The organism is Kribbella capetownensis (assembly GCF_004331485.1).
GTDB lineage: Bacteria > Actinomycetota > Actinomycetes > Propionibacteriales > Kribbellaceae > Kribbella > Kribbella capetownensis.
Map to the genome: position 1 here is coordinate 150,666 of NZ_SJKD01000007.1, position 26,505 is coordinate 177,170.

A 26,505-nucleotide genomic window follows, 5' to 3' on the forward strand; every position below is an offset into this window, starting at 1 on the left:
AAGTGGTCTACGTCACCCCGCACGCTCAGCCCGCGGCTGTCAGTGCCGGCGGGACGGCTTGGGGAGTTCGCAGCCGGCCTTGTTCAGGTCGATGGTGCGGCCGGCGGTCAGACAGGTGTAGAGCCACCACGTCTGCTGGCCGTACGCCGCGCCCTGGTCGACGGTGACGTTGCCGTCGGCGTCGACCTCGCACGGGTTGTTCACCGTGCACTGCTCACCGTCCTCGTTGCCGGTGTTGTTGACCCCGATCACCTCACCGGTCGTCGTGCTGACCACCGGCGATCCCGACGTACCGCCGATCGTCTCGCAGCCCGGCTGCTGGTACTTGATCGAGTTCTGCCAGGACCAGTCGCCCTCGCGCAGTTGCGGGATGGTGGCCTGCACCGAGCAGGTGTAGATGCGCTTCCAGTAGCCGGAGACAACTGCCATCCCCGCGCCGTTGGCCGGGCCCTGCTTGGCCAGCGTCAGCGGCGTGACGTTGAGCCGGCTCTGGATCGACGCGTAGGTCTCGTTCACCTCGTACACGATCATGTCGGTCTTGGTCATCGTGCCGAACAGGATCCGGCTGGCCCGGACCGTGCCGGCCCGGCTGGAGTCCGGCCGCAGCAGCGTGATCGAGCGGGTCGACGCGCGGTTCACCAGCACCTGGCCCGGGTTCAGGAACCCGCCTTCGTAGCAGTGGCCGTTGGTGAGTACGAGCGCCTTGTCGGTGCCCACCGACCTGGCGTACCGGACGAGGGAGGCAGAACAGTTGCTGAGCGCAGCGATCCCGGTGAAGTCGGCACCAGGGGCCTGGACGGAGGCCTGCTGGGGAGCGGCCTCGAAGGCTTGGGCCGAACTGGTGCCGAGCAGTGCGATCGTGCCGGCCGCGGCGGCGGCCAGGAACGTACGGAACAGTTTCATGGGGGGCGGTTTCCTGTCCTGTATGGATGGGTCTGGAGCTTTCGTAACCGATCCGCCCACCGACGACCATCACAACCGTGTGAAACCACGTGATCACCGGGTGTCTGCACGGGTTTTCCTGCGCTGCGTGGGGGGACTGCTACTCTTCGTCTCCGGATCCGCCTGGGCTCGAACCATCACCGCGTCCGGCACGTCGTACCCAGTGGTGGTGGGGACGACAAGGTACGGTCGACTGGATTGCTGGCCCGCCGTGCCGCGTGAGATCAGAGAACGGAAGGACGTCATGCCGCAGGAGAAACCTGACCTGCGCAGCCTCAGCGAGCCGGTGCGGTTCAAGCGGGCGCTGACGCTGGTCTTGATGACCCTGGTGCTGCCGGGGTCGGCACAGATCGTGGCAGGCAGCAAGCGGGCCGGGCGGTACGCCTGGCGGGTGGTGGCCGGGCTGATCGCGATCATCGTCTTCTTCATCCTGCTCGGGCTGATCTGGCGTTCCGGCACGATCAACCTGCTGGCCCGTCCGGGCACCCTGCGGATCGTCCAGGTCGGGCTGATCGTGCTCGCGATCGGCTGGGCCGCACTGTTCATCGACGCCTACCGGCTCGGCCAGCCGCTCACCCTCGAGCGCAACCACCGCCTGACCACCAGCATCCTGGACGGCTTAATGGTGCTCGTGGTGGCGGGCGCGCTGATCTACGCGAGCACGATCGTCAACACCCAGCGTGATCTCGTCGCCAGCATCTTCGGCAACGGCCAGAAGTCGAAGGCCGAGCACGGCCGCTACAACGTGCTGCTGCTCGGTGGCGACTCCGGCGCGGACCGGATCGGCACCCGGCCGGACAGCATCACGCTGGCCAGCATCGACGCCGACACCGGCCGGACCGTCCTGATCGGCCTGCCGCGGAACCTGGCGAAGGTCCCGTTCCCGGCCGGTACGGCGATGGCCAAGCAGTTCCCGGACGGCTTCCAGTGGAAGAACTGCGGCGCCGAGTGCCTGATCAACGCTGTCTACACCTACGCCTCCAACCACAAGGACCTGTTCCCCGGCGACCCGAATCCCGGCGTGACCGCGACCCGGCAGGCGGTCCAGGCGGTCACCGGGCTGAAGGTGAACTACTTCGTGCTGATCGACCTGGCCGGGTTCCGCGACCTGCTCGACGCGGTCGGCGGCATCACCCTCGACATCGGCAAGCGGGTCCCGATCGGCGGCGGCAGTTCGCCGATCAAGGGCTACATCGAGGCGGGCAAGGACCGGCATCTGGACGGCTACCACGCGCTCTGGTTCGCCCGGTCCCGGGCCGAGTCGTCGGACTACGAGCGGATGGCCCGGCAGAAGTGCGTGATGTCCGCGATGCTGAACCAGCTGTCCCCGCAGACGGTGCTGACCAAGTTCCAGGGCATCGCCAAGGCCAGCAAACAAGTGGTCCAGACCGACATTCCGGCCGGCGAACTGGGCACCTTCACCGATCTCGCGCTGGACGCGAAGAAGCTCCCGGTGTCAAGCTTCTCCGCGGTCCCGCCGCTGATCCACACCGGTGACCCGGACTTCGAGCTGATCCGGACCAAGGTCGCCGAAGCCATCGGGAAGTCGGAAGCGCTGGACAAGGCGGGCTCGGGAGGAGACGGTAAGAAGCCGAGCACTCCGAGTAGTTCCACCAGCAAGCCGACCACCGGCACGACCAAGAAGCCGAGTAAGACGAGCAGTCCGTCGAACTCACCGACCAAACCCGCCACCGGCGTCGACGACGTCGCTTCGATCTGTAAGGCCTGACCTGATATGCCGCTGTCCCACTGGCCGCCCGTGTCCGTCGTGATGCCCGTCCTGAACGAGGAACGTCACCTCGAAGAGGCGGTCGGCCGCGTCCTCGAGCAGGACTACCCCGGCGAGCTGGAAGTCGTGCTCGCCATCGGTCCGAGCAAGGACCGGACCCAGGAGATCGCGGACAAGCTGGCCGACCGCGACCCGCGGATCAGCATCGTGCCGAACCCGACCGGCAAGACGCCGGCCGCGCTGAACGTCGGCATCGCGAACGCGCGGCACGACATCCTGGTCCGGGTCGACGGCCACGGCGCACTCACCGACGGCTACATCACCCGCGCGGTCGAGGTCCTGGACGAGAGCGGCGCGGACAACGTCGGCGGTGTGATGGCCGCCGAGGGCCGGACGCCGACCGAGATGGCGGTCGCCTGTGCGTACCGGTCCCGGCTGGGTCTGGGCGCCTCGACGTTCCACCAGGGCGGCAAGGCCGGACCGGCTGACACCGTGTACCTGGGCGTGTTCCGGCGGGCCGCACTGGAGCGGGTCGGCGGGTTCGACGAGACCATGCACCGGGCCCAGGACTGGGAGCTGAACTACCGGATCCGCAAGACCGGCGGTCTGATCTGGTTCACCCCGGACCTGTCGGTCACCTACCGACCGCGGTCGTCGCTGTCGGCGGTGGCCAAGCAGTTCTTCCACACCGGCCAGTGGCGGCGCGAGGTGATCCGCCGGCACCCCGAGACCGCGAACAAGCGGTACCTGGCGCCCCCGATCGCGGTGATCCTGCTGGCGCTCGGCACCATTCTCGGCATCATCGGCCTGGCCACCGGCAGCAGCTGGCTCGACCTGGGTTTCCTGGCCCCGCTCGGCTACGCGATCCTGCTGCTGGCCGGCTCAGCCGTCGAGGGCCGCTACCTGCCCTGGAAGGCCCTGCTCTGGATGCCGCTGGTCTGCGCGACCATGCACGTCTTCTGGGGCCTCGGCTTCCTAGTCGGCCTCCGCGAGCAGCCGAAGGCCGTCCAAGGCCTGTCCTAACCCCGGCCGGCCCCCGGCCAATCCACCGCCGGCATTTGGACGGATATCCCTTCAGGTTGCGGGTTCTCATGCCTTGATACGGCCACAGAACCCGTGAGTTGAGGGGATATCCGTCCAAATGCATCTCGAGGGGCGGCGGGGGGCCGCGGCGGAGGGCGGGGTGGGGGCGGCGGAGGGCGGGTGGGGGTTAGCCCCGGGCGAATTTGGTGTAGGCGGCGACGACCTCTTCGGCGGTGCCGTCGAGGCGCAGTACGCCGCCGTCCAGCCAGAGCGCGCGGTTGCAGGTGTCGAGGACGACGTCGAGGCTGTGGCTGACCAGGAACACCGTGCCGGCCTGGTCGCGCAGGTCGCGGATCTTGCGTTCGGACCGGACCCGGAACTCGGCGTCCCCGGTGGCCAGGGCCTCGTCGACGAGCAGGATGTCGTGCGTCTTCGCCGACGCGATCGCGAACTTCAGCCGGGCCGCCATCCCGGACGAGTACGTCGACATCGGCAAGTCGATGAACTCCCCGATCCCGGAGAACTCGACGATCTCGTCGTACCGCTGCTGGATCTCGGCCGCCGACATACCCATCGCCAGGCAGCCGAGGACGACGTTCCGGTCGCCGGTCAGGTCGTTCATCATCGCCGCGTTCACGCCGAGCAGCGACGGCTGCCCGCCGGTGTAGACGACGCCGGACGCGGGCGGCAGCAGCCCGGCGATCGCCCGCAGCAGCGTCGACTTGCCGGAGCCGTTGCGGCCGATGACGCCGATCGCATCGCCCTTGTAGGCAACGAAGTTGACGTCCTTGACCGCATGCACCTCGCGGATCGTCGGCCGGTCCTGCCGCTTCAGGATCCGCCGGAACGCCGTCGCCGCCGTACCCTTGCCGCCCTGCCCGGCGATCACCTTGTAGATGATGTCGAGGTGGTCGGCGATGACGGTGGGTTCAGCCCCTGAATCAGCCACGGCCATAACGGTCCTCCGCGCGCCAGAAGTACACCAGACCCGCCACCAGCATCACGAACGACCAGACGATCGCGATCGTCCACGCATGCGGCAACTCGTTCGCCTCGTGCTCCGCGAGCAGCGATCGCCGGACGATGTCGATGTACGCCGAGATCGGGTTGAGCGCGAGCACCTTGATCACCCAGCTCGGCGCGTCCACCTCGGCCAGCTTGGCCGGCAGCGAGAAGAAGATCCCGGACGCGTACAGCCAGGTGCGGGTGACGAACGGCAGCAACTGACTGATGTCGGACACGAACGTCCCGACCCGGGCGCAGACCAGGGTGATCCCGATGTTGAACATGGTCTGCAGCACCATGGCCGGAGCGACGAGCAGCCAGCGCCAGGAGATTCCGTCGGTGAAGCCGACGATGACGAACAGCAGGCACAGCGAGACCAGCATCTGGTTCAGCTCGTTCAGCACGTAGGCGAGCGGCAGGGTCGCGCGCGGGAAGTGCAGGGTGCGGATCAGCGACAGGTTCAGCGCCAGCGAGCGGGACCCTTCGGTCATGCAGCGCTGGGTGAACGTGAAGACGAAGATCCCGCTGAGCAGGAACGCGACGTAGTTGTCGATCCCGTTCTTGGTGCCGAGCAGGACACCGAAGGCGAGGTAGTAGACCGCCGCGTTGAGCAGCGGCGTCAGTACCTGCCAGAACGACCCGAGGCGGGCCCCGGCGTACATGGCGTAGGTGCGGGCTCGGGCGTAGCTGAGGACGAACTGGCGACGGCTCCACAACTCCCTCAGGTAGGAGTTGAGCGGCGGGCGGATCGAGCTTTTGGAGAGTCCGTAGCGTTCGGCCAGTGCCGCCGGGTCGGTCGCCCCGGTCGGCTCTGCGGCGGTCGGCATGAGCGCCAATGTACTGCGTTGCGTCACTCCGCCGTGACTGCGGTCGGCTCCGGCGTCAGCCGATCAGCCGCCGGCGCAGGCGATCGAGATCGTCGTCGGTGAGACCACCGTGCCGCAGGTATGCCTCGGGTCCGCCATACTTTTCGTCCAGATGACGCAGGATCGCGACCATCGACTCGGCCCGCGTATCGCGGAATTCGATCAGCTCCGGATGCTGTGCGGGGTCCGGTTCGGCGGCCAGTTGCTCGGCCAGCAGGCCGGCCAGCCGCTCCTGGGTGAGGAAGTAGTCGGCGACGATCTCCTCCTCGGGTACGCCGGCGATGCTCAGGGCCAGCGCGACGACCATGCCGGTCCGGTCCTTACCGCCGTGGCAGTGCACGACGACCGCGCCGTCGGGCTCGTCCGCGATCGCCTTCACGGCGGCCGCGAACAGCTCTGGGCGCCGATCCAGCATCCAGGTGCACGCGGCGACGATCGTCGGCTGCCCGTGATCCGGGTCGGCCGGATCCTGCAGCGACTGCGCGACCAGCAGCGGATCCCCGACGAACGGACTCGGCGCGGCCGCAGCCTCCGCCTCGCCGCGCAGGTCCAGAATCCGGCTGACGCCAGAACGTCGTACCGCCTCGACACCCTCGGCGGTCAGATAGTGCAGGCTGTCCGACCGGATCAGCACCCCTGCGCGAACCCGCGCACCATCCGCCGTCGGCAACCCACCCACATCCCGTGCATTCCGGCACCCCGGCCACTCAAGATCCATACGCCCATCCAAACAGGAACCTTGCGGGTCAGCGGTCTTGGGGGCGGTCCGGGTTGGGGCCGGGGTTGTACGGGGGTGGGGGTGGGAAGGTGTTGTTCTGGGGGCCGGGTGGGGGCGGGTAGTTGCCGGGGGCACCTGGTGGTTGCTGGGGTGGGTAGGTGTTCGTCGGGCGGTTGCGGCGGCGGTTGCGGACGGCGGTGATGGTGAGCAGGACGCCGCCGAGGATGAAAAAGATCAGGAAGGAGCCGATGGCACCGAAGATCGACAGCACGAACGCGACCACCGAGGACTTCGGTCCGGCGGCGTACGTCGCGCCGGTCGTGTCGTCAGTGCAGGAGATGCTGTAGTCCCCCGCCGGGACGGTGTCCACCGACCGCGCGACGACGTACCACGTCTCGTCGTTGATCGTGATCTGCTCGGAGCCGGTCGGCGCCTTCAGCGGTACGTCGCCACCGGACGCGTTTTTCGCCTCGCAGGGAGGATTGAGCACCGGGACGGACGAGTAGATCGTCAGCCCCTCCTCCTTCAGGTGGACCACGCCGCCCTCGATCGACTGCGGCGACTCCGGCACCGTCTGGACGATCCGCCAGATGAAGAACAAGGTCAGCAGGGCACCGATCGCGAAGCACGCGATCGCGATCCAGGTCAGCGTCTTCTTCGGCGCAGTCGGCTGCCCGGGATAAGTGCTCATGGCAGCACCGTAGTCCTTGGAACGGTTCGCTACGGTACGCCGAGCAGCCTCAGACCGGCCGCGGTCGCGGCAGCCGCCACCACGACCAGCACGAACGGCGCCTTGCGCCACGCGAGCACGCCACCGACCAGTACGCCGGCCGGACGCGCGACGCCGGCCGGCCCATGGCCGTCCGTCAAGGCAGAGGTCGCAACCAAGGCGGTCAGCAGCACGATCGCCGCCGCGGCCAGGAGCTGCTGGGCCCGCTCGGGCAGCTCGAACCGGCTGCGCATCACCGGCCCGGCGAACCGCAGCGAGAAGGTGCCCACGGCAAGGATCAGGATGCCGACCAGCACCAGCGGCGTGTTGGTCATCGCGACACCTCCAGCGCAGGCTTGCCCGCGCGGTAGAAGAGCATCCCCGCCAGCGCAAGCAACACAGGCAGACCGGACGGCAGGAACGGTGTCGCGGCCAACGCGAACACCACCCCGATCAAGGCCGCCGTACGCGTCGCACGATCGCGCAATGCCGGCAGAACAAGGGCGAGCAGCACCGCCGGGAACGCAGCATCCAGCCCGAACACATCGGTGTCCGTGATGACCGATCCCGCCGCACCGCCGACGACCACGCCGATGTTCCAGCACACGAAGATGCCGATGCCGCCGGCCCAGTACGCCGCCCGCCGCTGCCGCAGATCGTCCTGGCCCATGGCGAACGCGACGTTCTCGTCCGTCATCAGGTGGCTGCCGGGGAAGCGCCGCCAGCCGCTACCGATCACATCACTGACCGCGAGGCCGAACGCGACGTGCCGGGTGTTCACCAGCAGGCCCGCGATCATCGCCGCGATCGGACTGCCGCCTGCCGCCACGATTCCGACGAACAGGAACTGCGACGCACCCGCGAAGACCACCAGCGACAGCAGCACCGGCACCCACAGCGGCAGCCCACCGCCGACGCTGATCGCGCCGTACGAGAGGCCGACCACGCCGTCGGCCAGGCAGACCAGCCCGATGTCCCGGGCCAGCCCACGGTCGAGTGTTCGCCAGATCGAACGCATGAGCATTATGATGAACAACACCCCCTGCGTTCGTCAAGCCGAACAACCAGACCGATGGAGCGAACACGGATGGACACCAAGGCACCGCTCGACGTGATCGCGGCCTCGCTGCGCCGGTACCGCGCCCGAGCCGGACTGTCGTTGACCGAGGTCGCCAAGCGCGCCGGGGTCGCGAAGTCCACGCTGTCCCAGCTGGAGTCGGGGTCCGGCAACCCCAGCGTGGAGACGTTGTGGGCGCTGGCGGTCGCGTTGGACACGCCGTTCGCCACGTTGCTCGATCCGCCGCGGCCGAAGGTGCAGGTGATCCGCGCGGGCGAGGGGCCGGTCCTGTACTCCGACCAGGCCGAGTACAGCGCGACTCTGGTCGCGTCCTGCCCGCCGAACGCCCGCCGCGACATCTTCCGCATCGTCGCCTCCCCCGGCCCCGGCCGGAAGTCCGAGCCGCACATGCCCGGTGTGGTCGAGCACGTCGTCCTCAGCTCAGGCCGCGCCCTCGTCGGGCCTGCGGACGACCCGATCGAACTCACGCCCGGCGACTACCTGGCCTATCCCGGCGATCTCCCGCACATCTTCCAGGCCCTCGAGGAGTCCACCGCAGTCCTCGTCTCCGAACATGTCTGACACTTGCCCTGAGCAACGAAACGCCCGGAACCGCAGTGGTTCCGGGCGTTTCGGCGTACTGCAGGTGTCAGAGCTTGCGGCCGACGGCGCCGGCGATGCACTCCTCCACCTGGTTGAGCGGCTTGATCCGCGGTCCGTCCGGCCACCAGTCGTCGCACAGGACCAGGCCCGGCGGGACGAGTTCCTGGCCGGGGAACAGGTCGAGAAGTTGCTCGCGGGTGCGGAACACCCCGCTGCCCATCGGGCTGTGGACGAACCTCTCCTCCATCTTGCGCGCCACCGCGGAGTGCTCCGGCGTCTGCGGGTCGTAGAAGTGCGCGACCACCGTGTACGAGCCCGGCACGACGGCGTCGACGTACTTCTGCATGATCTGCGGGCCGTCGTCGCCGATGTAGTGGTGCAGCGTGCCGTTCTGGATCACGGCGATCGGCTTGCTGAAGTCGAGGAACTCGCGCACCTCGTCCCGGCCGAGCACCTCGTCGGGGTCGAAGATGTCGGCGCTGACGAACAGCGTGTTCTCGTTCTCCTCCAGCAGCGCGCGGCCGTGCGCGAGCACCACCGGATCGTTGTCGATGTAGAGAACCTTCGACTCCGGCCGCAGCCGCTGCACCACCTGGTGCGTGTTCTCCGCGGTTGGCAGGCCGGAACCGCAGTCGAGGTACTGCATGATGTCGGTCTGGCCGGCCAGGAAGCGGCACGCCCGGATCAGGAAGTTCCGGTTCGACCAGGCCAGGTCGTTGACCTGGGGCGCGACGGTGGCGACCTGCCGGAGCACCTCGCGGTCGATCTCGAAGTTGTCCTTGCCGTTCAGCGCGGCGTCGTACACCCGGGCGATGCTGGCCCTCGTGGTGTCCACCCCCACCGGAGTCGAACTGGGCGCCTTGGTGGCATCGGGCATCGGCAGGACCTCGCAAAATGATCGGGATGTTGTAGGACGACTCTACTGACAGTAGGGGGCGGTGAACACATGGTGTAGGCGCGTCGGGGGTGCACGCGTTCACGTTCTGTTGTGAAATGATCTACTTGCTGTCTGCACCGGGTGGTTTGCTGTGGGAGGCGAGGCGTGACGGAACCGGGCGCGTACGGCGGTCCTACCGCCCTGCGCATCATGCTCGGCGTGCACCTGCGCCGGCTCCGCGAAGAGGCCGGGATCAGCCGGACCGACGCGGGCTGGGCGATCCGCGGCTCGGAGTCGAAGATCAGCCGGCTCGAACTCGGCCGGGTCGGCTTCAAGGTGCGCGATGTCGACGATCTGCTCACGCTCTACAAACTCGAGGACGAGGACGAACGCGATCGCCTGCTGACGCTGGCACGGGACGCGAACAACCCTGGCTGGTGGCAACGGTACGACGACCTCACGCCGACCTGGTTCCATTCGTACCTCGGCCTCGAGATGGCGGCCGATCTGATCCGTACGTTCGAGTTGCAGTTCGTGCCCGGCTTGCTGCAGACGCCCGACTACGCGCGCGCCGTGCTCAGCCTCGGCCGGCTGGACGAGCCACTGCAGAAGGCCGAGGAGGAGCGACTGGTCGCGCTGCGGACGACGCGCCAGCAGGTGCTCACCCGCCAGCGCCCGGCGCGGTTGTGGGCCGTCATCGACGAGTCGGTACTGCGCCGGCCGATCGGTGGCACGAAGGTGCTCAAGGAGCAACTGGAGTACTTGATCGTGGCGTCGAAGCGGCACAACGTCACACTGCAGATCATCCCGTTCGACAAGGGCGGCTACACCGCAACCGGTGGCGCCTTCACGCTGCTCCGTTTCACCGACACGGACCTGCCGGACATCGTCTACATCGAGCATCTGACCAGTGCGGTCTACCTCGACAAACGCGAGGAACTCGACGCGTACGTCGTCACCATGGACGCGCTGTCCATCGCGGCCGCCCAACCCCGTCACACCGAGGGCCTGATCCGCGCGGCAATCGACGAACTCTGCTAGCCGGCCAGGGCTCGGGGTTTGGCTGTTGGGCCTGGGCGGAGGGCTACTTCGCGCGGCGTGGGTTCGTGGCCGGCTTCGCAGCGCAGGACGACCGTGACGTGGGCGTCGCAGTCGCCGCGGTGGCGCGACTCGATCGGCGGGCCGCCGTCCAGCGGCAGGTGCTGATCGCCCCACTGGATCATCGCGACCAGCACGGGGTACAGGTCCAGGCCCGCCTGGGTGAGGCGGTACTCGTAGCGTTCCCGCTGACCGGGCAGACGGTAGGGATGCCGGCGGATCAGCCCGCGCTCGATCAGCGCCGCGAGCCGATCGGTCAGGACCTGCCGGGGTACGCCGGCCCGGGTGCGGATGTCCTCGAAGCGGCGTACGCCGACGAAGAGTTCGCGCAGCACGTGGAAGGTCCATTTGTCGCCCAGGATCTCCATCGTCCGGGAGATCGTGCAGTTCTCGGTCGACCAGCGCATCGCCTCGGGCACCTGCTCGTTCATGAGATCCAGGATAAGTCCGCTTGACAGACTCAGCCAACCCGGGCAACCCTGAATCCGTGAACCAGACTCAGATGGGTACGCCGCTCATCCGCCGCGCCGGAGAACCCGACGCGGACGAGCTGGCGCGAATGCTGACCGGGCTGACCGACCTCAGCCTCTACTTCCGGTTCCAGACCGCGATCGGCCGGCCACCCCGGCCCGCGCTCCTGCTCCGGCTGCTGTGTCCCACCGGCGCGTCCTGGGTGTCGACCCGGGGCGACACGATCGTCGGCCACTCGATGTGGGCGTGGGCTCACGGCTACGACGCGACGGCTGAACTCGCGGTGATCATCAGCGAGGACGAACAGGGCCGCGGGCTCGGCGTCCGGATGCTGGCGACGGCCGCGGCCGGAGCGATCGCGGCCGGTGCCACCCGGTTCCTGTTCGTGGTCAGCCCGGCCAACGACCGGAGCCTCCGGATGATCCGCCGCCGGCGGCCGGAGGCAACGGTCGAACGCGACGGCACGTTGCTGAACTTCGTCGTCCCGGCCCGCCTAACGGACCAGCCGGAAGAAAGCACGGATGTCGTCGACGAGCAGGTCCGGCGCCTCCAGTGCGGCGAAGTGCCCACCGCGGTCGAACTCCGACCAATGGACGATGCGGTGCCGGCGGTCTAGCACTCGCCGGATCGCCGGATCGGTCGGGAACACGGCGACACCGGTCGGCACTCCGGACGGTTCGAGTACTTCGTCGGCCGCGACCCGATTCTCGAAGTACAGGTTGGCCGATGAGGCACTGGTGTTGGTGAACCAGTAGATCGATGCGTCCGTCAACAAATGGTCGAGGTCGACCGCGTCCTCGGGCAGCGCACGGGCCGGATCCGTCCATTCCCAGAACTTCTCCAGGATCCACGCCAGTTGCCCGACCGGCGAGTCGCTCAACCCGAAGGACACCGTCTGCGGTCGCGTGCCCTGCAGCTCGGCGTATCCGGTCCCGACTTCCCGCAGACGTTCGGCCGCCGCGAGCCGTTCCCGCTCGACGTCGGTCAGGTGCTCGGCGTCACCCGGCACGAGCGGCGGAAACGCCAGGCCGCCGTTGATGTGTACGCCGACAACGTGGGACGGATCGACGTACCCGAGCAGTGGGGACACGACCGATCCCGTGTCGCCGCCCTGGGCGCCGTACCGCTGGTAGCCCAACTCCTGCATCAAGACCGCCCACGCCTGCGCGATCCGGCGATGGTTCCAGCCGGGGCTCTCGAGCGGGACCGAGAAGCCGTGTCCCGGCACGGAGGGTGCCACCACGTGGAAGGCGTCGCGCGGATCCCCGCCATACGACGCGGGGTCGGTGAGCGGGCCGAGAAGCGGCAGGAACTCCGCGACCGACCCCGGCCAGCCGTGCGTGAGGATCAACGGCAACGCGTCCGCCTCCGGCGACCGAGCATGCAGGAAGTGAATCGTCTGCTCGTCGATCCGCGTCGTGTACTGCGGATACGCGTTGAGCCGCGCTTCCCACGCCCGCCAGTCGTACGCCTGCCATCGCGCCACGATCCCCTGCAGATATTCGAGCGGTACGCCGCGATGCCACCCGCTACCCGGCAGTTGTCGCGGCCACCGGATCCGCCGCAAGCGCGCGGCGAGATCCTCCAGGGCGGCGTCCGGAACGTCGATCCTGAAATCGATCACGACTCAGAGGTCGTGCGCGCGCTCATGCAACGGCTCGTACAGCCCGAGCTCGCTTCCACCGGGCAATCGGATCGACGTCAGCACGCCCCACGGCTGCCGCTCCGGCTGCTTGACGAACTCCACCCCGCTCGCTGTCAGCTCGGCGATCGTCGCGTCGAGGTCGTCGCACATCAGGAACAGCTCGTGCGAGTCCACCTCGGCCGGATGCACCGCCACCTCGGCGGGCGGCAACTTGAAGATCAGCCACCCGCGTCCGGCATCCACATGCGGATACCGGAGCACGTCCCGGAAGAAGTCCCGATCGGCCTCAGCGTCGCGGCTGTAGATGATCACATGCGCACCGTTGATCATCTTCCGCACTCTAGTCGGCCCGCGCGGTGTGCGCGCGGGCCGACCGGTTCAGTCCTCGACGAGGATCGCGAGCGCCGGGCAGACCGCCGCGGCCTGGTGGACGTCGGCGGCAAGGTCCTCGGGCGGGGTGTCGGTGAGCAGGACGACGATGCCGTCCTCGTCGCGCTGGTCGAAGACGTCGGCGGCGGCCGTGACGCACTGGCCGGAGGCGACGCACCTGTCCTGGTCGACGATGATCTTCATGACGATGGCCTCGATTTCTTCGAGTAGGGGCTACCAGGTGACAGGCAGCGAGTGGACGCCGTACACGGCTCCCTCGTGCTTGAACGGGATCTCGTCCAGCTCGGCCGCCCGCCGCAGAGTGGGGATGCGGCGGTAGAGGGTGCTGTAGACGACCTGCAGCTCCATCCGCGCGAGTGGTTGCCCAAGGCACTGATGTACGCCGAAGCCGAAGGCCACGTGCCGCCGCGCATCGCGCTGCAGGTCGAGCACGTCCGGATCCGGGAACACCTCCGGGTCGCGGTTGCCGATGTCGTTCGGGAAGATCACGCCGTCACCGGCCTTCAGCACCTGCCCGTCGAGCTCGATGTCCTCGAGCACCGCCCGCCGGCGGCCGTTGTGGGTGATGTTCAGGTACCGCAGCAACTCCTCGACCGCGCCCGCGACCAGCTTCGGGTCGTCGGTCTCCCGCAGTACGGCGAGCTGCTCGGGGTGCTCCAGCAACGCGAGGGTGCCGAGGGCAATCATATTCGCGGTGGTCTCGTGGCCGGCGAGCAACAGCAGTACGCCGATGCCGGCCGCGTCCTGGCGGGTCAGCTCACCGGTCTTGATCCGCTCGGTCAGCCCGGACAGCAGGTCGTCACCGGGGTTGTCCAGCTTCTCCCCGACCAGATTGTCCAGGTAGGCGGCCAGGTTCCCGTGGGCCGTCGCGCGTTGTTCCTGCGTGGCAGTCATCTTGATCAGTTGCTTGCTGTTCTGCTGGAAGAAGTCGTGGTCGGCGTACGGGACACCGAGCAGCTGGCAGATCACCAGCGACGGCACCGGCAGCGCGAACGCCTCCATCAGGTCGACCGGCTTCGGCCCGGCCAGCAGGTCGTCGATCAGGCCGTCCACGATCTTCTGTACGCCGGGGCGCATCGCCTCGACCCGCTTGATCATGAACGGCGCGGTCACCATCCGGCGCAGCCTCGCGTGTTCAGGATCGTCCATCAGGATGAACCCGATCCCGACCCCGCCGTCGGACTTCGGCGGCGTACCGGTCGGGCTCGGGTACCCGGACGTGGTGACGTCCGCGCTGAGCCGCGGATCCGCGAGCAGCTTGCGCTGCTCGGCGTACCGGGTGACCAGCCAGGCGGGTCTGCCGAAGATCTGGACCTCGACCAGCGGCGCCTCGTCCTGCAGCTCGCGCAACTTCGGCGGCGGGTCGAACGGACATCCGCTCGCCCTCGCCATCGGGTACGCCGGAGCTTCGTGGATCGTCATCGGAATCCTTCCCCAGAGAGGTTCTCGATCGGGTCGCCAGACGCGGCCCACGCCCGCACCAAGTGCTCCCGGTGCAGGCGGGTCTGTTTGGGCATGTTGCAGCCGAGGACGGCGACCACCTCGCCCGAGCGGCGGTAGTGGACGACGAATCGGCGGTTCTCGAGGTGGCCTTCAGCAACTGCCACCTCGGCGGCGGCCGAGGGCAGGCCGTAGGCCTGGATCTTGGTGGCGAACTGGTCGGTCCAGAAGTACGGCACCGGCGTGTACGACTGCGCCTCGCCGACGATGTTGGCCGCGACGCACGCGGCTTGCTCGGTCGCGTTGGTCCGATTCTCCAAGCGGAGCAGGGAATCCAGGCCGGCGTGATGCCACCGAGCCACGTCGCCGGCGGCATAGATCCCGTCCGCCGCCCGGCACCGGGAGTCACACACCAATCCGTTGTCGAGCTCGAGCCCGCTACCCGCCAGCCACTCCGTGGCCGGAGCCGCGCCCAGCGCCACCACAACCAGATCGGCCGGCACCACCTCACCGTCTTCCAGCCGTACGCCGCTCACCAGACCATCGACCGCAGTCATCCCGGTCACCGCCGTACCGAGCCTCAGTTCCACGCCCTCCGCCGCGTGCAGCTCAGCCAGCAGCCCGGCCACCATCGGACCGAACTGACTCTCCAACGGCGCCGACTGCGGTCCGGCCATCGTCACGCTCAACCCCAGCATGCGCGTGGTGGCGGCGATCTCCGCCCCGAGTACGCCGTCGCCTACGACGACCACCCGCGAAGCCTCGACCAGGCCCTTCCGCAACGCGGTGGCGTCGTCCACGGTCCGCAGTACGTGAACTCCTCTGAGCTCACCCAGCCCCGGCAGCACCCGCGCCCGCAGTCCGGTCGCAACCACGATCGCGTCCGCCCGCAGTTCCCTGCCTGCCGCGGTGTGGACGGTACGACGTTCGACGTCGAGAGCAACTGCGGAGTCGCCGAGCACGAACTCGGCGTCCAGGGCCGACAACATCGTGTCCGGCCGGAGCCTCGTCCGGCCGAAGTCCCAGACGCCGGCCAGGAACTGTTTGGACAGCGGCGGCCGGTCGTACGGAAGATGCGGCTCGGCGTCGAGCACCGTGATCGTGTCCCGGTATCCCTTGCGGCGAAGGGCTTCCACGGTGGACAGCCCGGCCGCCGAGGCACCGATGACGAGTGCTGTCACCGAGTCACCGGTGCGGTCCAGAGACCGACCAGGCCGTCGATCAGACCGGTCGCCATGTCGTGCCAGGTGGCTCGCGCGGTCGGCGTACCCTCCGCTACCGCACGCTCGTACTCAGCACACATCTGCACGATCACGCTGCGGGCCATGTCGCCGCGCTCCAACCGGACCTCGAGCGGCAGATCCGCCAGGCACTCACTGAGACCGTCGAGGATCTTGCGCATCATCGGCGACGTCAGCGATTCCTCGATCACCACCTCGCGCAAGGACGGGTCGTTCATCAACTGCGCGTTGAACCGGGCCAGCCAGCTCGGCACGCCGAGGCTGCCCATATGGTCGGTGGCCGGCCGGACCAGGCAGACGATCCAGTCCCGCACGTCCGTGCTGCCCTCGGCCGCGGCGACCAGTTCCTTGCGCCGCTCCTCGATCTGCTCGGAGTGCTTGCGCGCGATCGCCCGGACCAGGTCGGTCTTGGTCCCGAAGTGGTAGCCGACCGCGGTGTTGTTGCCCTGCCCGGCAGCCTCGCTGATCTGGCGGTTGGACACCTCGTGCACGCCGCGCTCGGCGAACATCCGCTCCGCGGTCGCCAGGATCAGCTCCCGGGTCGCGTTCACCCGCTGGGTCCGGACCGTCTTCGCCATCATCATCGCCACATCATCGCCACACCACCGGCACACCCGGCCGCCCACTGGAGTCACTCCACGTCACCGACCATCACCTCCGCGTCGACTTCTCCTCCAGCTTGCCTCGCCGCCTTGTTTAAGTCAACTGCCTGACTTAACGTATGGTTGCGCAAACCAACTATCTTTCCCGTCCCCTTCGGAGGCGTTGATGTCCGCTGTTCCCACCGAGGTCGATCCCGCCCCGGCGCCGGTTCGCACCGGTGCCGTCGTACCGGTGCTCGCCTCGGCCGGCATCACGGTCGCGCTGATGCAGACACTCGTGATCCCGCTGGTCCCGGAGTTGCCACGGCTGCTGCACGCCTCGGCCGCCGGTACGGCGTGGGCGATCACCGCCACCCTGCTCGCGGCCGCCGTGGCCACGCCGATCATGGGCCGGCTCGGCGACATGTACGGCAAGCGCCGGATGCTGCTGATCAGCGTCGCGATGCTGGTCAGCGGCTCCGTCGTCGCCGCGCTGAGCAGTTCGCTCACGCCGATGATCGTCGGCCGGGCGATGCAGGGCCTGGCGTCCGGCGTCATCCCGCTCGGCATCAGCATCATGCGCGACGAACTCCCCCGCGAGAAGCTCGGTACGGCGACCGCCCAGATGAGCGCGTCCCTCGGCGTCGGCGGCGCCCTCGGTCTGCCTGCGGCCGCACTGCTCGCCGAGAACACCAACTGGCACAACCTGTTCTGGGTGTCGGCCGCTCTCGGACTCATCGTCTTCGGGCTGGTCCTACGGTTCGTGCCGGAGTCGTCCGTGCGATCCGGCGGACGGTTCGACGTACCCGGTGGGGTCGGCCTGTCGGCCGGGCTGATCTCGTTGCTGCTGGCAATCTCTCAGGGCGCCGGCTGGGGCTGGACCAGCGCGCGGACGCTCGGCCTGTTCGCGTTCGCCATCGTCGTACTGCTGGTGTGGGGCTGGTGGGAACGCCGTACGACCGAGCCGCTGGTCGACCTGCGGACCACGGCCCGGCCGCAGGTGCTGCTGACCAACCTCGCGTCGATGGTCTTCGGGTTCGCGATGTTCGCGATGTCGCTGGTCCTGCCGCAGCTGTTGCAGATGCCCAAGGCCACTGGTTTCGGGCTGGGGCAGTCGATGCTCGCGTCCGGCCTGGTGATGGGCCCGTCCGGCCTGGTCATGCTGCTGACCGCCCCGCTGTCGGCCCGGATCTCGAACACACGCGGGCCGAAGGTCACCCTCATGCTCGGCGCCGTCGTCGTCGCGGCCGGCTACGGCTTCGGCAGCGTGCTGATGGGTTCGGTGTGGGAACTCGTCCTGGTGTCGCTGCTGATCGGCGCGGGCATCGGCCTCGCGTACGGCGCGATGCCCGCGCTGATCATGGCCGCCGTACCGGTGTCGGAGACGGCGGCCGCGAACAGCTTCAACACGCTGATGCGTTCGATCGGTACGTCGGTGTCCAGCGCGGTCGCGGGCGTGATCCTGGCCCAGCTCACCATCACCCTCGGCGGCTACACGCTGCCGTCCCAGACCGGCTTCCGCGTGGTCCTGATCATCGGCGCCGGTGCGGCCCTGTCAGCCCTCGCCATCGCCTCGTTCATCCCGGCCCGCGGTGTCAGCGGATCGCTTCGAGGAAGGTGAGCACCCGGCTCGTCATCAGCTTCGCCGCGGCTTCGTCGTACCCCGGCAGCGAGGAGTCCGCGAACAGGTGCACCTTGCCGGGGTAGAGGAAGAGCTCCGCCTGATCGGTGGCGGCGACCAGGGCGCGGGCAGCGTCCAGGTCGCCGCCCTCCTCGCTGAAGAACGGGTCCTCGTCCATCCCGTGGATCTGGACCGGAACACCGTCCGGCCAGGTCCCGAACTCGGACACCGGCACGCAGGCGTCGAAGAAGAGCGCGCCCTTCGCACCCGGACGCGTCTGCGCCAACTGCTGCGCCGCCATCACCCCGAGCGAGAAGCCCGCGTAGACGAGGCCTTCGCCGAGCCCCTGGGCGGCCTGCACCCCGCGCTCGTTGACCACGCCGAAGCCGGTCTCGCGGGCATAACCCATGCCCTCGTCCAGCGTCGCGTACGTCCGCCCCTCGTACATGTCGGGCAGGTGGACGGTGTGACCCGCCTGCCGTAGCTCGTCGGCGAAGGCCTTCACCCCGTCGGTGAGTCCCTGCGCGTGGTGGTACAGCACGACCTCGGCCATGATCCGCTCCAATGATCCAGATATATCGAACAATCCGTGATGCTAGTCTAATCCGATCATGTCGATCAACAGCCCGGTCCCGGATTACGAGCTCGAGGACACGATCGAGCTGACCACTGCCGAGCAGGTCCGGGCGATCAGCGACCCGCTGCGGACGACGATCCTCGGCCTGTTGCACGAGCGCGCCGCGACCGTGACCGAGCTGGCCACCGCGGTCAAACGCCCGAAGAGCACCGTGGCCCATCACGTGAAGGTGCTCGCGGACGCCGGGATCCTGAAGGTCGTCCGGACCCGGCGGGTCCGGGCCATCGAGGAGCGGTTCTACGGCCGGGCCGCGCGGATGTTCTACGTCGGCCTCGGCCGGCGGATGGACGGGGTCGAGTTGCCGCCGGACTTCAACGACTTCGAGGTCGCCGCCGAGGAGTCCAGAACGGCGTACGACGCGGGTCAGTTGCGGTCGTTCATCCGCCATGCCCGGATCCCGGAGGAGCGCGCGGCGGAGTTCTGGCGTGGGGTCGACCGGCTGATTCACAGCTTCGACAAACTGCCGCGCTCCGGCGACACCACCTATGGCTTCACCGTCGGCCTCTACCCCATCATCGATTACCCGACCCTCCCCCCACCGCCCGAGGACTGACATGCTCCGCCGCGTGATGCTCCTGGCCACAGCCGCCTGCCTGCTGACCAGTGGGTGTACGTCGGGAACGACCGACCACGCGACGATCCAGGTCGACCACGCGACCGCGTTGGCGGATCAGCCTGTCCATCTGACGATCAGCGGACTTTCGCCGCACGCCAGCGTGCAGGTCGGTGCGCAGGCTCCCGCTCGCGACGGCAAGACCTGGCGAGCCGAGGCGACGTTCACGGCCGACGACCACGGTTCGATCGATCTCGACCGGGCCGCCCCGACGGCCGGCAGCTATCAGGGCGTCGACGGGATGGGACTGTTCTGGTCGATGAACCCACCCGACGGCAATCCGGACGCCCAGGCCTACACCCCGCCGGCCGAGGACGGCCACCCGGTCGAGCACGTGGAGATCCGAGTCCTCCAGAAGGGCAAGACTCGTGCGAGCGCCCAGCTGACCAGGCAGTGGCTGGCCGCCGGTGTCACGACCAGGACCCTCACCCTGGCGGCCGACAAGGTGAGCGGGGTGTACGTCGCTCCACCACCCGATGCCTCCAAGCATCCCGCCGTCCTCGTGTTCGGTGGGTCCGAAGGCGGGCTGGGCGTCCAGTCCGTCGCGGCCCTGTTGGCCTCGCATGGGTATCCCACCCTCGCGATCGCGTACTTCCATGCACCGGGGTTGCCGCAGGACCTTCACGACATCCCGCTGGAGTACTTCGCGACCGCTGCCCGCTGGCTGGCCCGACAGCCCCGAGTGGACCCAGCACACCTGATCGCACTGAGCGCGTCCCGTGGCACCGAGGCGGCACTGTTGCTGAGCGAGCACTTCCCCGGCCTGGTGCACGGCGCAGTCCTCTATGCACCGACCGACGTGGTGGTCGGATCGTTCCCTGAGAGAGGCGGCGCAGCGTGGACCCTGGGTGGCAAAGAACTGCAGCGCGACGCCCGGATTCCGGTCGACCATGTCAGCGGCCCGGTGCTCGCGATCGCCGGCGCGGACGACCAGCTCTGGCCGTCGATGACGGCGGCGCCACGGATCGCGCAGGAGCTCGATGACGCCCACAACCGCTTCCCGCATCGCGCGTTGATCTACCCGCAGGCCGGTCACGGTGTCAGCGGAGCGCCGTACCTGCCGATAGGGACGAAAGAGGTGCATCCGGTGACGCGCACACTCATCTCGCTGGGCGGCACTCGCGTGGGCAACGAGGCCGCGCTCCGGAAAGGGTGGACCGCGGTCCTCGCCCTGCTCGAGTCACTGACACCATGAGGCCCGGTACGCCGTGGGGGTGGTGCCGGTGTGGTGGCGGAAGACCCGGGCGAAGTGCTGGCTGGAGCTGAAGCCGAGGGTGAGGGCCAGCGCGGTGATGGTCAGGTCGCTGGATTCGAGGAGTTGCCGGGCGCGGTCGATGCGGCGTTCGTTGAGGTAGCGGTGCGGCGGCTGGCCGAGGTGGTCGGCGAACAGTTCGGCCAGGTACGACGGCGCGAGGCCGACCCGGTCAGCGAGTCGGCGGAGCGTCCAGTGTTCGTGGAACTCCTGCTCCAGCAGGCGTTTCACGGTCCGCACCGCCGGGTGCATCGCCAGTTGTGGTGCGGCGGTCGGCGCCATCGCCCGCGCGACCGACAGCACCAGGTGGTCGACCGCCAGCGCCAGCCCGGTGTCGTTGTACTCGTAGCGGGTGGTGAGTTCGCGGACGAGTTGCGCGAAGGCGTGCGCGACCTCTCCTGCCTCACGATGCGCGACGGCTGCGGGCCATTCCAGGGTCAGCGCGGGCTGGCGTCGTACGACGGGATCGAGGTCGATGGCAGCGAAATAGAAGTGGTGATTACCCGAACGACCAGCCAGGTGATGCACGAGACCCGGAGGTACGGCGAACAGGTGGCCGGGCTGGAGGAGGTAGCTCTGGTCACCCGCCACCCAGCGCGTCACGCCGTGCAACTGCAGGTAGATCTCCCACACCGGATGCTGATGCGGCTCGATCAGGAACTGCTCCGGGACCCACTGCTCACCGGCGTGCACGAGACCGCTGACAGGATCGTGTACGTCGGCGTGGAAGCCCGCGCGCAGCCCGTGAGGCTGGGTCAGAGACACCTGAAGATTGTGTCCAGTTGCCTGAACAACGGCAACGCGGCGAACAGCCCCGATTTCCTACGGTTCCGGCATGACAGAACTTCCCGGGCCTGACGACCTCGCCTTCTACCGTGAGCACGGCTACTGGATCTCGCCGGTGATCGTGCCGCCCGACGTACTCGATGCGGCCGAGCGCGGCATGGAGCGCTTCTACGCCGGCGACCACGACCACATCCTCCCCGACCTGCCGGCGACGCGTGGCTGGCAGCCGTCGGACGGCGACGTACTGCGGAAGAACGACTACTCCTCACTCCGCGTCGACGAACTCGCGGCGCTGGTCCGGCACCCGGCGATCGGTGCGACGGCCGCCGCGCTGTCCGGTGCGGACGGGATCCGGCTGTGGCACGACCAACTGCTCAGGAAGCCGGTGGGCGGCTCGGCTCGAGTCGGGTGGCACACAGACCGGCAGTACTGGCAGTCATGTACGTCGGACGACATGCTCACCGCGTGGGTCGGGTTCCACGACGTCGACGAGGTCAACGGAGGGGTGTCATTCCTGCCTGGCAGTCACCGCTGGGACATCACCGGCCTCGACTTCTTCTCTCAGGACGCCGATGCCCTTGAGGCCTCGATCGTCGCGCAGGGCTTTGACCTGACTCCCGTCGTACCCCGGATGCGCCGCGGCCAGGTCAGCTTCCACCACTGCCGCACGGTCCACGGCAGTTCCGCCAACCGCGGTACGTCGCCCCGCCGCTCGCTGGCCATCCACCTCCAACCCACCACCAACCGCTGGCGCCCCGGCGCAAGCCACCCGAACGACACCCTGGTCCCCAACAACCCCACCCCCGACTACACCGACCCCACAATCCAGCCGTTGCTCTGGCCAACCGATCAGCGATAGCCCCCAACGGCGGACCGGAGTTGTGCTGACCACGTCTGCGGACTTCGACGCGGAGGCGATCCGCACACTGTGGGCGTCGTCGGTGGCCGGCCGGACCACCGCGGCCGACGAGGTGGCGCTGCGGCAGCTCCTGTGGCGGGTCGTCTTCGACGACCACCTCCAGGAGCTCGGCCAGTACGTGACGCGACCGCCCGCCGCGCCGCGGGCTCCGGCTCCCGTTCGCAAGCCGGTCCGGCGCACGCTGCGGGCTAGGGTCAAGCAGCGTGTACGGCGCAATGCCGCCGTACGGCGTCTGGCCCGGTCACGCGCGTGGCGGACGATGAAGAATCGTGAGTGAGTTGTGTGACACCCCCAACGCCCGGCGGCCGCTATTCGTCTGGGCAGGTGACAGGACCGCGGGGAGGAAGGTGCCGATGGCCGACTGGGAACGCGTCTTCAGGGAACTGGTGGCGGTGCGAGGCGCATCACTACGCGCTTACGCGTACCTGCTGACGGGAGAGTCCGCCGCGGCGGCCGACCTCGTGCAGGACGCACTGCTGCGGGTCTTCAGCCGGCTGCGGGTCAGCGGTGACGTCGAGCAACTGGAGGGGTACGTGCGGCGCGCGATGCTCAACCAGTACGTCGACGGCCGCCGGCGCGCACGGCTGTGGCGGGCCAATCGACACCTGCTGGTGGACCCGGTCGAGCACCACGACGACGATCAGGCCGTCGCCGACGAAGTCCGCCAGGCGCTCGCCACTCTGTCCCCCAAGCAGCGCGCCTGTGTGGTGCTGCGGTACTACGAGGACCTGACCGTCCTCGAGATCGCGGACCAGCTCGACTGCGCCGAGGGCACGGTGAAGCGCCATCTCGCCGACGCCCGGGCCAAACTCGCCACCCAGCTCGCCGTACCCGAGGAGACGACGCGATGACCTCCGACGACCTGCGACACCTCTTCAAGACCGTGGCCGCCGAGGGCAGCGACAAGGTCCGGCTCGACGAGCACCGCCTGCTCCCCCGGATCCGTCAGCGGCGCCGCCGGCGGATGGCCGTCACCGGCCTGAGCGGCCTGGTCAGTGCCGCGGTGATCGCCGTGGGCGCGTACGCCGTACTGCCCGGTGGAAGCGGCCAGGCCCCGGTGGCCGGCTCGCCCTCGCCCTCGCCCTTGCCGACGAAGCCGACGGCAGCGGTGGGCGACGGACCCAAGTGCGGCGGGAAGATCGACGCGAGCTTCCCACTCGGCCGCAGCTCGGGGCGCGAAGGTCTGGTACTGCCGGACCAGACCATCCCGAAGTCCGCGGACGGCTGGGGCGGAGAACTGCGGCTCGAGGTCGGGGACCCGCGGCAGGTCGACCGGATCGACGCGTGGATCGGCGCGAAGTCGACGTTCGTCGTGACCCGGAACCACGTGGTGATCGGCGACGCGACCGTCACCGTCGAGAAGCCGGTGACGTCGCAAGCCCTGACGGCGTCCATCAGCCTTCGCCACTGCGGAGCGACTGTTCCCGCCGCCGGGCGCGTCGACCTGTACGGACAGCTGTTCCCGGGTCAGCATCCGATCACCTTCCTGTCCCTGCAGCTGTCCGATTGAGAAACGGACCATGGTCCGTTAGATTCGGGACATGGAACTGCAGGCGGGACTCGAGGTGGTCAAAGAGCTCGGTGGTCAGGATTACTGGCTGGCTGTGCTTGTCGTTCGTGGGCGGTCCGGGGAGCCGGCTGTTTCGGTGGTGAATGCCGGCGTACTGCCGCATCCGCTCACCGGGGAGCCGGTCGTCGCCCTCGTCGCGCGGGGCCGGACGGCCAAACTCACCTATCTGCGCCGGGATCCGAACGCGACGCTCGTGTTCCGGGCGGGCTGGCGGTGGATCGCCGTCAGCGGGCCGGTCGAGCTCGCCGGGCCCGATGACGCGCTGCCAGGTCTCGACGCGGAGCAGTTGCGGGTGCTGTTGCGCGACGTCTACCACGCGGCGGGTGGCCAGCATCCGGATCTCGACGAGTACGACCGCGAGATGGTCGCGGACCGGCGTACGGCGGTCCTGCTCAAGCCTGAGCGGTTCACCAACAACCCATCTGGTGCCGACCACGTGGAGGACGAATGATCGCGCCGGGGACAATCCAGGTCTGGTCGGATTTGCTGTGTCCGTTCGCGTTTGTAGCCGTTCATCGGCTCCGGGCGGCGCGGGAGCGGCTCGGTCTCGACGACCAGGTGCACATCGATCACCACACGTTCGCGCTCGAGTTGTTCAACGGACCGCACTCGAGGCCAGGCACCGACAGCGAGGCCGTCGGGCTCGGGCAGGTGGCGCCGGAGCTCGGGTTCCGGCTGTGGACGCAGCCTGAATGGACGTATCCGTCGACCGTGATGCTCGCGGCCGAGGCTGTGCACGCGGCGAAGGAGCAGGGTCTGCGCGAGTCGGAGGATCTCGACTACGCCTTGCGCTGCGCCTTCTGGCAGGAGTCGCTGTCGATCGGGCACCGCCAGGTGATCCTCGACGTCGCCAAGGGGGCCGGCTCGGTCGACGTGACCGCACTCGCCGAGGCCCTCGACGACGGTCGCGCCCGAGCCACCGTCATGGCCGACCACGCCGTCGCCATCACCGACGCCATCCAAGGCAGCCCTCACCTGTTCCTCCCCGACGGCACCAACATCCACAACCCCGGCATCACCGTCCACTGGGAGGGCCCGTACGCCTCCGGCTACCCCATCGCCCACAACACGGACCTCACGTGGCCCGACCAACTCCTCACCCAGGCCGTCGCCGCGTCTCGGGGTGAGTGACGTACTCGCGGAAGCGGCCGGCGGCTGGGGATGCGGCGGGGCCGGTGGGGAGGACCAGGTCTACTCGGCGGACGAGGTCCGGGCCGGCTAGCGGGACCAGGCGTACGGCAGAGGTGTCGAGGGCCAGCCCTTCGGGGATGAGGGCGATGCCGACGCCGGCCGAGACGAGGTCGAGGAGCATGGTCCACTCGTTCACCTCGCACACGACGTCCCGCTCGACGCCTGCCTCCTCGAAGGCGGCGTTGAGCACCTGACGGATCGCCCACTCGGGAGGCGTTTCGACGAAGCGCTCCGTGGCGAGATCGGTGAGCTTGACGGCGTCGGTTGAGCTGAGCAAATGAGTCGGCGTACAGGCGAGCACCAGCGGCTCGGCAACGAGCGGAACGACCTCGAGACCGGGGACCCGGTCCGACACCAGTGACACCAGCGCACAGTCAAGGTGGCCGTCGGCAACCATCTCCACCATCGCCAGCGCGGAAAGCTGCTGCACGCGGATCCGCACCGCCGGGTGATCGACGGCGAACGCGGCCAGCCAGGACGAGACCGGCAGCGTGTGCCCGGCAGTCTGCAGGGCGCCGATCCGCAATTCGCCGGCCAGCACGCCCTGCGTGTCCTGCACCGCTTGCCGCGCGTTGACCGCCGCCTCCAACGCCAGCCGCGCCGCCGGCAGCATCGCGAGTCCCTCGGCCGTCAGCCGGACCGGACGAGTGCCGCGCACGAAGAGCGGCGCACCGACTTCCTTCTCCAGCGCCCGGATCGACGTCGACAGACCGGACTGCACGATGTGCTCACGCTCCGCAGCCCGGGTGAAACTCCGCTCCTCCGCGAGCGCGACGAAGTGCCGCAGATGCCGAAACTCCATCCTCCGACTCCGCTGCGGACGTCGTACACGGTCTTCGGCGCATTGATGATCGTGCTGCTCCTGCTGGTCCTGTCGACGCCGGAGACGGTGGACATCGAGGCCCGAGGCAACGATCGGCCGGCCCGGTTCGCGCTGCGTCCCGGCGCGGGTGCGGCCTTCGGATCCGCTGCTGCCGTGGGGTTCTTCGCCTTCGCGGTGATGGGGTTGTTCTCGTCACTCGGCGCGATCATCGTCCGCGGTCAGCTCGGCATCACGTCGTACTTCGTCGCGGGGCTGGCTCCGTTCACGGCCTTCGCGGCCTCGGCCCTTGCGCAACTCGCCCTGCTCCGCGCGAGTCAGGCCGTCGCGCTCGTGACTGGCACCATCACTTTCCCGATCGGGCTCGCCCTCACCGCGGTCTCGCTCTACCACCCGATGCTCTGGCTGGCGCTCGTCGCGGCGGCCTTGAGCGGTGGCGGCGCCGGCCTGCTCTTCAAGAGCGCGGTCGCCGAAACCGTCGGTGCGGCCGCCCCGGCGTCACGCGCCGGCGTACTGGCGACGTTCTTCGTCATCGCCTACCTCGGCATGGGCCTCCCGTCGATCGCGTTCAGCATCGTGATCCGCCACGTCGCCCTGCAGCCCGCGATGATCGGCTTCGCCGCCGTCCTGTCCCTCGGGGCGATCGCCGCCGTCGTCACCGCACGCCGGCACAAGTGATCGCTTGACCTGGACCGCACTCC

The 26,505-nt window shown here is 68.7% G+C and carries 32 protein-coding genes and 1 pseudogene; 15 read left to right on the forward strand and 18 right to left on the reverse strand.

Annotation, left to right across the window (positions count from 1 at the left end):
- Positions 1–39: 39 nt before the first annotated feature.
- Positions 40–903: a S1 family peptidase gene (locus tag E0H75_RS28710; protein WP_131516797.1), complete on the reverse strand. Its 864-nt coding sequence runs from the start codon at positions 901–903 to the stop codon at positions 40–42.
- 283 nt (positions 904–1,186) lie between these two features.
- On the opposite strand from E0H75_RS28710, the gene E0H75_RS28715 reads away from it, so the two are divergent.
- Together E0H75_RS28715 and E0H75_RS28720 are read left to right on the forward strand one after the other, a co-directional pair.
- Complete coding sequence (locus E0H75_RS28715) at positions 1,187–2,671, forward strand: LCP family protein (protein ID WP_131516798.1); 1,485 nt, start codon at positions 1,187–1,189, stop codon at positions 2,669–2,671.
- Positions 2,672–2,677: 6 nt separating this feature from the next.
- Positions 2,678–3,694: a glycosyltransferase family 2 protein gene (locus E0H75_RS28720; protein ID WP_131516799.1), complete on the forward strand. Its 1,017-nt coding sequence runs from the start codon at positions 2,678–2,680 to the stop codon at positions 3,692–3,694.
- Positions 3,695–3,881: 187 nt separating this feature from the next.
- Here E0H75_RS28720 and E0H75_RS28725 read toward each other — a convergent pair whose 3' ends face one another.
- From E0H75_RS28725 to E0H75_RS28750, 6 genes are read right to left on the reverse strand one after another with little or no spacing between them, the layout of a single operon-like run.
- Positions 3,882–4,649: an ABC transporter ATP-binding protein gene (locus E0H75_RS28725; protein ID WP_131516800.1), complete on the reverse strand. Its 768-nt coding sequence runs from the start codon at positions 4,647–4,649 to the stop codon at positions 3,882–3,884.
- Positions 4,636–5,526, reverse strand: a complete 891-nt coding sequence (locus E0H75_RS28730; RefSeq protein WP_131516801.1) for an ABC transporter permease — start codon at positions 5,524–5,526, stop codon at positions 4,636–4,638. The genes E0H75_RS28725 and E0H75_RS28730 overlap by 14 nt, the downstream gene beginning before the upstream one ends.
- A gap of 55 nt (positions 5,527–5,581) precedes the next feature.
- The gene (locus E0H75_RS28735; protein ID WP_131516802.1) at positions 5,582–6,283 is read right to left on the reverse strand and encodes a tyrosine-protein phosphatase; all 702 of its coding nucleotides are present in this window, start codon (positions 6,281–6,283) and stop codon (positions 5,582–5,584) included.
- A gap of 28 nt (positions 6,284–6,311) precedes the next feature.
- On the reverse strand, positions 6,312–6,974 hold the full coding sequence (locus E0H75_RS43715) for a hypothetical protein (RefSeq protein ID WP_202873216.1): 663 nt from the start codon (positions 6,972–6,974) through the stop codon (positions 6,312–6,314).
- 29 nt (positions 6,975–7,003) lie between these two features.
- Positions 7,004–7,327: an AzlD domain-containing protein gene (locus tag E0H75_RS28745; RefSeq protein WP_131516803.1), complete on the reverse strand. Its 324-nt coding sequence runs from the start codon at positions 7,325–7,327 to the stop codon at positions 7,004–7,006.
- Complete coding sequence (locus tag E0H75_RS28750) at positions 7,324–8,010, reverse strand: AzlC family ABC transporter permease (RefSeq protein WP_131516804.1); 687 nt, start codon at positions 8,008–8,010, stop codon at positions 7,324–7,326. Before E0H75_RS28750 ends, E0H75_RS28745 begins: the two co-directional genes overlap by 4 nt.
- Positions 8,011–8,079: 69 nt before the next feature.
- Between E0H75_RS28750 and E0H75_RS28755 the strand changes: the two genes are divergently transcribed.
- Positions 8,080–8,631, forward strand: a complete 552-nt coding sequence (locus tag E0H75_RS28755; RefSeq protein ID WP_131516805.1) for a helix-turn-helix domain-containing protein — start codon at positions 8,080–8,082, stop codon at positions 8,629–8,631.
- 67 nt (positions 8,632–8,698) lie between these two features.
- Here the strand turns inward: E0H75_RS28755 and E0H75_RS28760 are convergent, their stop codons facing one another.
- Entirely contained in the window at positions 8,699–9,529 is an 831-nt protein-coding gene (locus E0H75_RS28760; protein WP_131516806.1) for an SAM-dependent methyltransferase, read from the reverse strand.
- Between the two features lie 165 nt (positions 9,530–9,694).
- Between E0H75_RS28760 and E0H75_RS28765 the strand changes: the two genes are divergently transcribed.
- A complete protein-coding gene (locus E0H75_RS28765) occupies positions 9,695–10,570 on the forward strand; it encodes a helix-turn-helix domain-containing protein (RefSeq protein WP_238163333.1) in 876 nt (291 codons plus the stop codon).
- Here E0H75_RS28765 and E0H75_RS28770 read toward each other — a convergent pair.
- Positions 10,567–11,058, reverse strand: a complete 492-nt coding sequence (locus E0H75_RS28770) for a winged helix-turn-helix transcriptional regulator (RefSeq protein WP_131516807.1) — start codon at positions 11,056–11,058, stop codon at positions 10,567–10,569. The two genes, E0H75_RS28765 and E0H75_RS28770, sit on opposite strands and share 4 nt — an antisense overlap.
- Before the next feature lie 128 nt (positions 11,059–11,186).
- Between E0H75_RS28770 and E0H75_RS44700 the strand changes: the two are divergent.
- Positions 11,187–11,516, forward strand: a pseudogene (locus E0H75_RS44700) (GNAT family N-acetyltransferase); the annotation flags it as partial.
- A gap of 75 nt (positions 11,517–11,591) precedes the next feature.
- Here the strand turns inward: E0H75_RS44700 and E0H75_RS28780 are convergent.
- From E0H75_RS28780 to E0H75_RS28805, 6 genes are read right to left on the reverse strand one after another with little or no spacing between them, the layout of a single operon-like run.
- On the reverse strand, positions 11,592–12,722 hold the full coding sequence (locus E0H75_RS28780) for an epoxide hydrolase family protein (protein WP_131516808.1): 1,131 nt from the start codon (positions 12,720–12,722) through the stop codon (positions 11,592–11,594).
- 3 nt (positions 12,723–12,725) lie between these two features.
- A complete protein-coding gene (locus E0H75_RS28785) occupies positions 12,726–13,073 on the reverse strand; it encodes a VOC family protein (RefSeq protein WP_131516809.1) in 348 nt (115 codons plus the stop codon).
- Positions 13,074–13,121: 48 nt separating this feature from the next.
- On the reverse strand, positions 13,122–13,316 hold the full coding sequence (locus E0H75_RS28790; RefSeq protein ID WP_131352715.1) for a ferredoxin: 195 nt from the start codon (positions 13,314–13,316) through the stop codon (positions 13,122–13,124).
- A gap of 30 nt (positions 13,317–13,346) precedes the next feature.
- On the reverse strand, positions 13,347–14,555 hold the full coding sequence (locus tag E0H75_RS28795) for a cytochrome P450 (protein ID WP_131516810.1): 1,209 nt from the start codon (positions 14,553–14,555) through the stop codon (positions 13,347–13,349).
- Positions 14,552–15,754, reverse strand: coding sequence for an NAD(P)/FAD-dependent oxidoreductase (locus E0H75_RS28800; RefSeq protein ID WP_131516811.1), 1,203 nt, complete (start codon positions 15,752–15,754; stop codon positions 14,552–14,554). Before E0H75_RS28800 ends, E0H75_RS28795 begins: the two co-directional genes overlap by 4 nt.
- Positions 15,751–16,398 carry a TetR/AcrR family transcriptional regulator gene (locus E0H75_RS28805; protein ID WP_202873217.1) on the reverse strand — a complete coding sequence of 216 codons (648 nt, stop codon included), beginning with the start codon at positions 16,396–16,398 and terminating at the stop codon, positions 15,751–15,753. The genes E0H75_RS28800 and E0H75_RS28805 overlap by 4 nt, the downstream gene beginning before the upstream one ends.
- A gap of 184 nt (positions 16,399–16,582) precedes the next feature.
- Here E0H75_RS28805 and E0H75_RS28810 point away from each other — a divergent pair, with 184 nt between their 5' ends.
- Positions 16,583–18,016, forward strand: a complete 1,434-nt coding sequence (locus E0H75_RS28810) for an MFS transporter (RefSeq protein ID WP_131516812.1) — start codon at positions 16,583–16,585, stop codon at positions 18,014–18,016.
- Here E0H75_RS28810 and E0H75_RS28815 read toward each other — a convergent pair.
- Positions 17,991–18,569, reverse strand: a complete 579-nt coding sequence (locus tag E0H75_RS28815; RefSeq protein WP_131516813.1) for a dienelactone hydrolase family protein — start codon at positions 18,567–18,569, stop codon at positions 17,991–17,993. The genes E0H75_RS28810 and E0H75_RS28815 overlap by 26 nt on opposite strands.
- Before the next feature lie 58 nt (positions 18,570–18,627).
- On the opposite strand from E0H75_RS28815, the gene E0H75_RS28820 reads away from it, so the two are divergent.
- Positions 18,628–19,206 (forward strand): ArsR/SmtB family transcription factor, encoded by a 579-nt coding sequence (locus tag E0H75_RS28820; RefSeq protein WP_131516814.1) that lies wholly within the window; start codon positions 18,628–18,630, stop codon positions 19,204–19,206.
- A 1-nt stretch (position 19,207) separates the two neighbouring features.
- Entirely contained in the window at positions 19,208–20,461 is a 1,254-nt protein-coding gene (locus E0H75_RS28825) for an acyl-CoA thioesterase/bile acid-CoA:amino acid N-acyltransferase family protein (protein ID WP_165554089.1), read from the forward strand.
- Here the strand turns inward: E0H75_RS28825 and E0H75_RS28830 are convergent.
- A complete protein-coding gene (locus E0H75_RS28830; RefSeq protein WP_131516816.1) occupies positions 20,447–21,283 on the reverse strand; it encodes a helix-turn-helix transcriptional regulator in 837 nt (278 codons plus the stop codon). The genes E0H75_RS28825 and E0H75_RS28830 overlap by 15 nt on opposite strands.
- Before the next feature lie 70 nt (positions 21,284–21,353).
- On the opposite strand from E0H75_RS28830, the gene E0H75_RS28835 reads away from it, so the two are divergent.
- The 6 genes from E0H75_RS28835 (at position 21,354) to E0H75_RS28860 (ending at position 24,924) form a co-directional block, all read left to right on the forward strand.
- Complete coding sequence (locus E0H75_RS28835; protein ID WP_131516817.1) at positions 21,354–22,163, forward strand: phytanoyl-CoA dioxygenase family protein; 810 nt, start codon at positions 21,354–21,356, stop codon at positions 22,161–22,163.
- Positions 22,164–22,185: 22 nt separating this feature from the next.
- The gene (locus tag E0H75_RS43240; RefSeq protein WP_165554091.1) at positions 22,186–22,500 is read left to right on the forward strand and encodes a hypothetical protein; all 315 of its coding nucleotides are present in this window, start codon (positions 22,186–22,188) and stop codon (positions 22,498–22,500) included.
- 76 nt (positions 22,501–22,576) lie between these two features.
- A complete protein-coding gene (locus tag E0H75_RS28845; RefSeq protein ID WP_131516819.1) occupies positions 22,577–23,074 on the forward strand; it encodes a sigma-70 family RNA polymerase sigma factor in 498 nt (165 codons plus the stop codon).
- The gene (locus tag E0H75_RS28850; protein WP_131516820.1) at positions 23,071–23,733 is read left to right on the forward strand and encodes a hypothetical protein; all 663 of its coding nucleotides are present in this window, start codon (positions 23,071–23,073) and stop codon (positions 23,731–23,733) included. The genes E0H75_RS28845 and E0H75_RS28850 overlap by 4 nt, the downstream gene beginning before the upstream one ends.
- 31 nt (positions 23,734–23,764) lie before the next feature.
- Positions 23,765–24,244 (forward strand): pyridoxamine 5'-phosphate oxidase family protein, encoded by a 480-nt coding sequence (locus E0H75_RS28855; protein WP_202873218.1) that lies wholly within the window; start codon positions 23,765–23,767, stop codon positions 24,242–24,244.
- The gene (locus tag E0H75_RS28860) at positions 24,241–24,924 is read left to right on the forward strand and encodes a DsbA family oxidoreductase (RefSeq protein WP_131516821.1); all 684 of its coding nucleotides are present in this window, start codon (positions 24,241–24,243) and stop codon (positions 24,922–24,924) included. The genes E0H75_RS28855 and E0H75_RS28860 overlap by 4 nt, the downstream gene beginning before the upstream one ends.
- Here E0H75_RS28860 and E0H75_RS28865 read toward each other — a convergent pair.
- Positions 24,890–25,786: a LysR family transcriptional regulator gene (locus tag E0H75_RS28865; RefSeq protein WP_131516822.1), complete on the reverse strand. Its 897-nt coding sequence runs from the start codon at positions 25,784–25,786 to the stop codon at positions 24,890–24,892. The genes E0H75_RS28860 and E0H75_RS28865 overlap by 35 nt on opposite strands.
- Between E0H75_RS28865 and E0H75_RS28870 the strand changes: the two genes are divergently transcribed.
- Complete coding sequence (locus E0H75_RS28870; protein ID WP_131516823.1) at positions 25,772–26,482, forward strand: hypothetical protein; 711 nt, start codon at positions 25,772–25,774, stop codon at positions 26,480–26,482. The genes E0H75_RS28865 and E0H75_RS28870 overlap by 15 nt on opposite strands.
- The last annotated feature ends 23 nt before the right edge of the window (positions 26,483–26,505 follow it).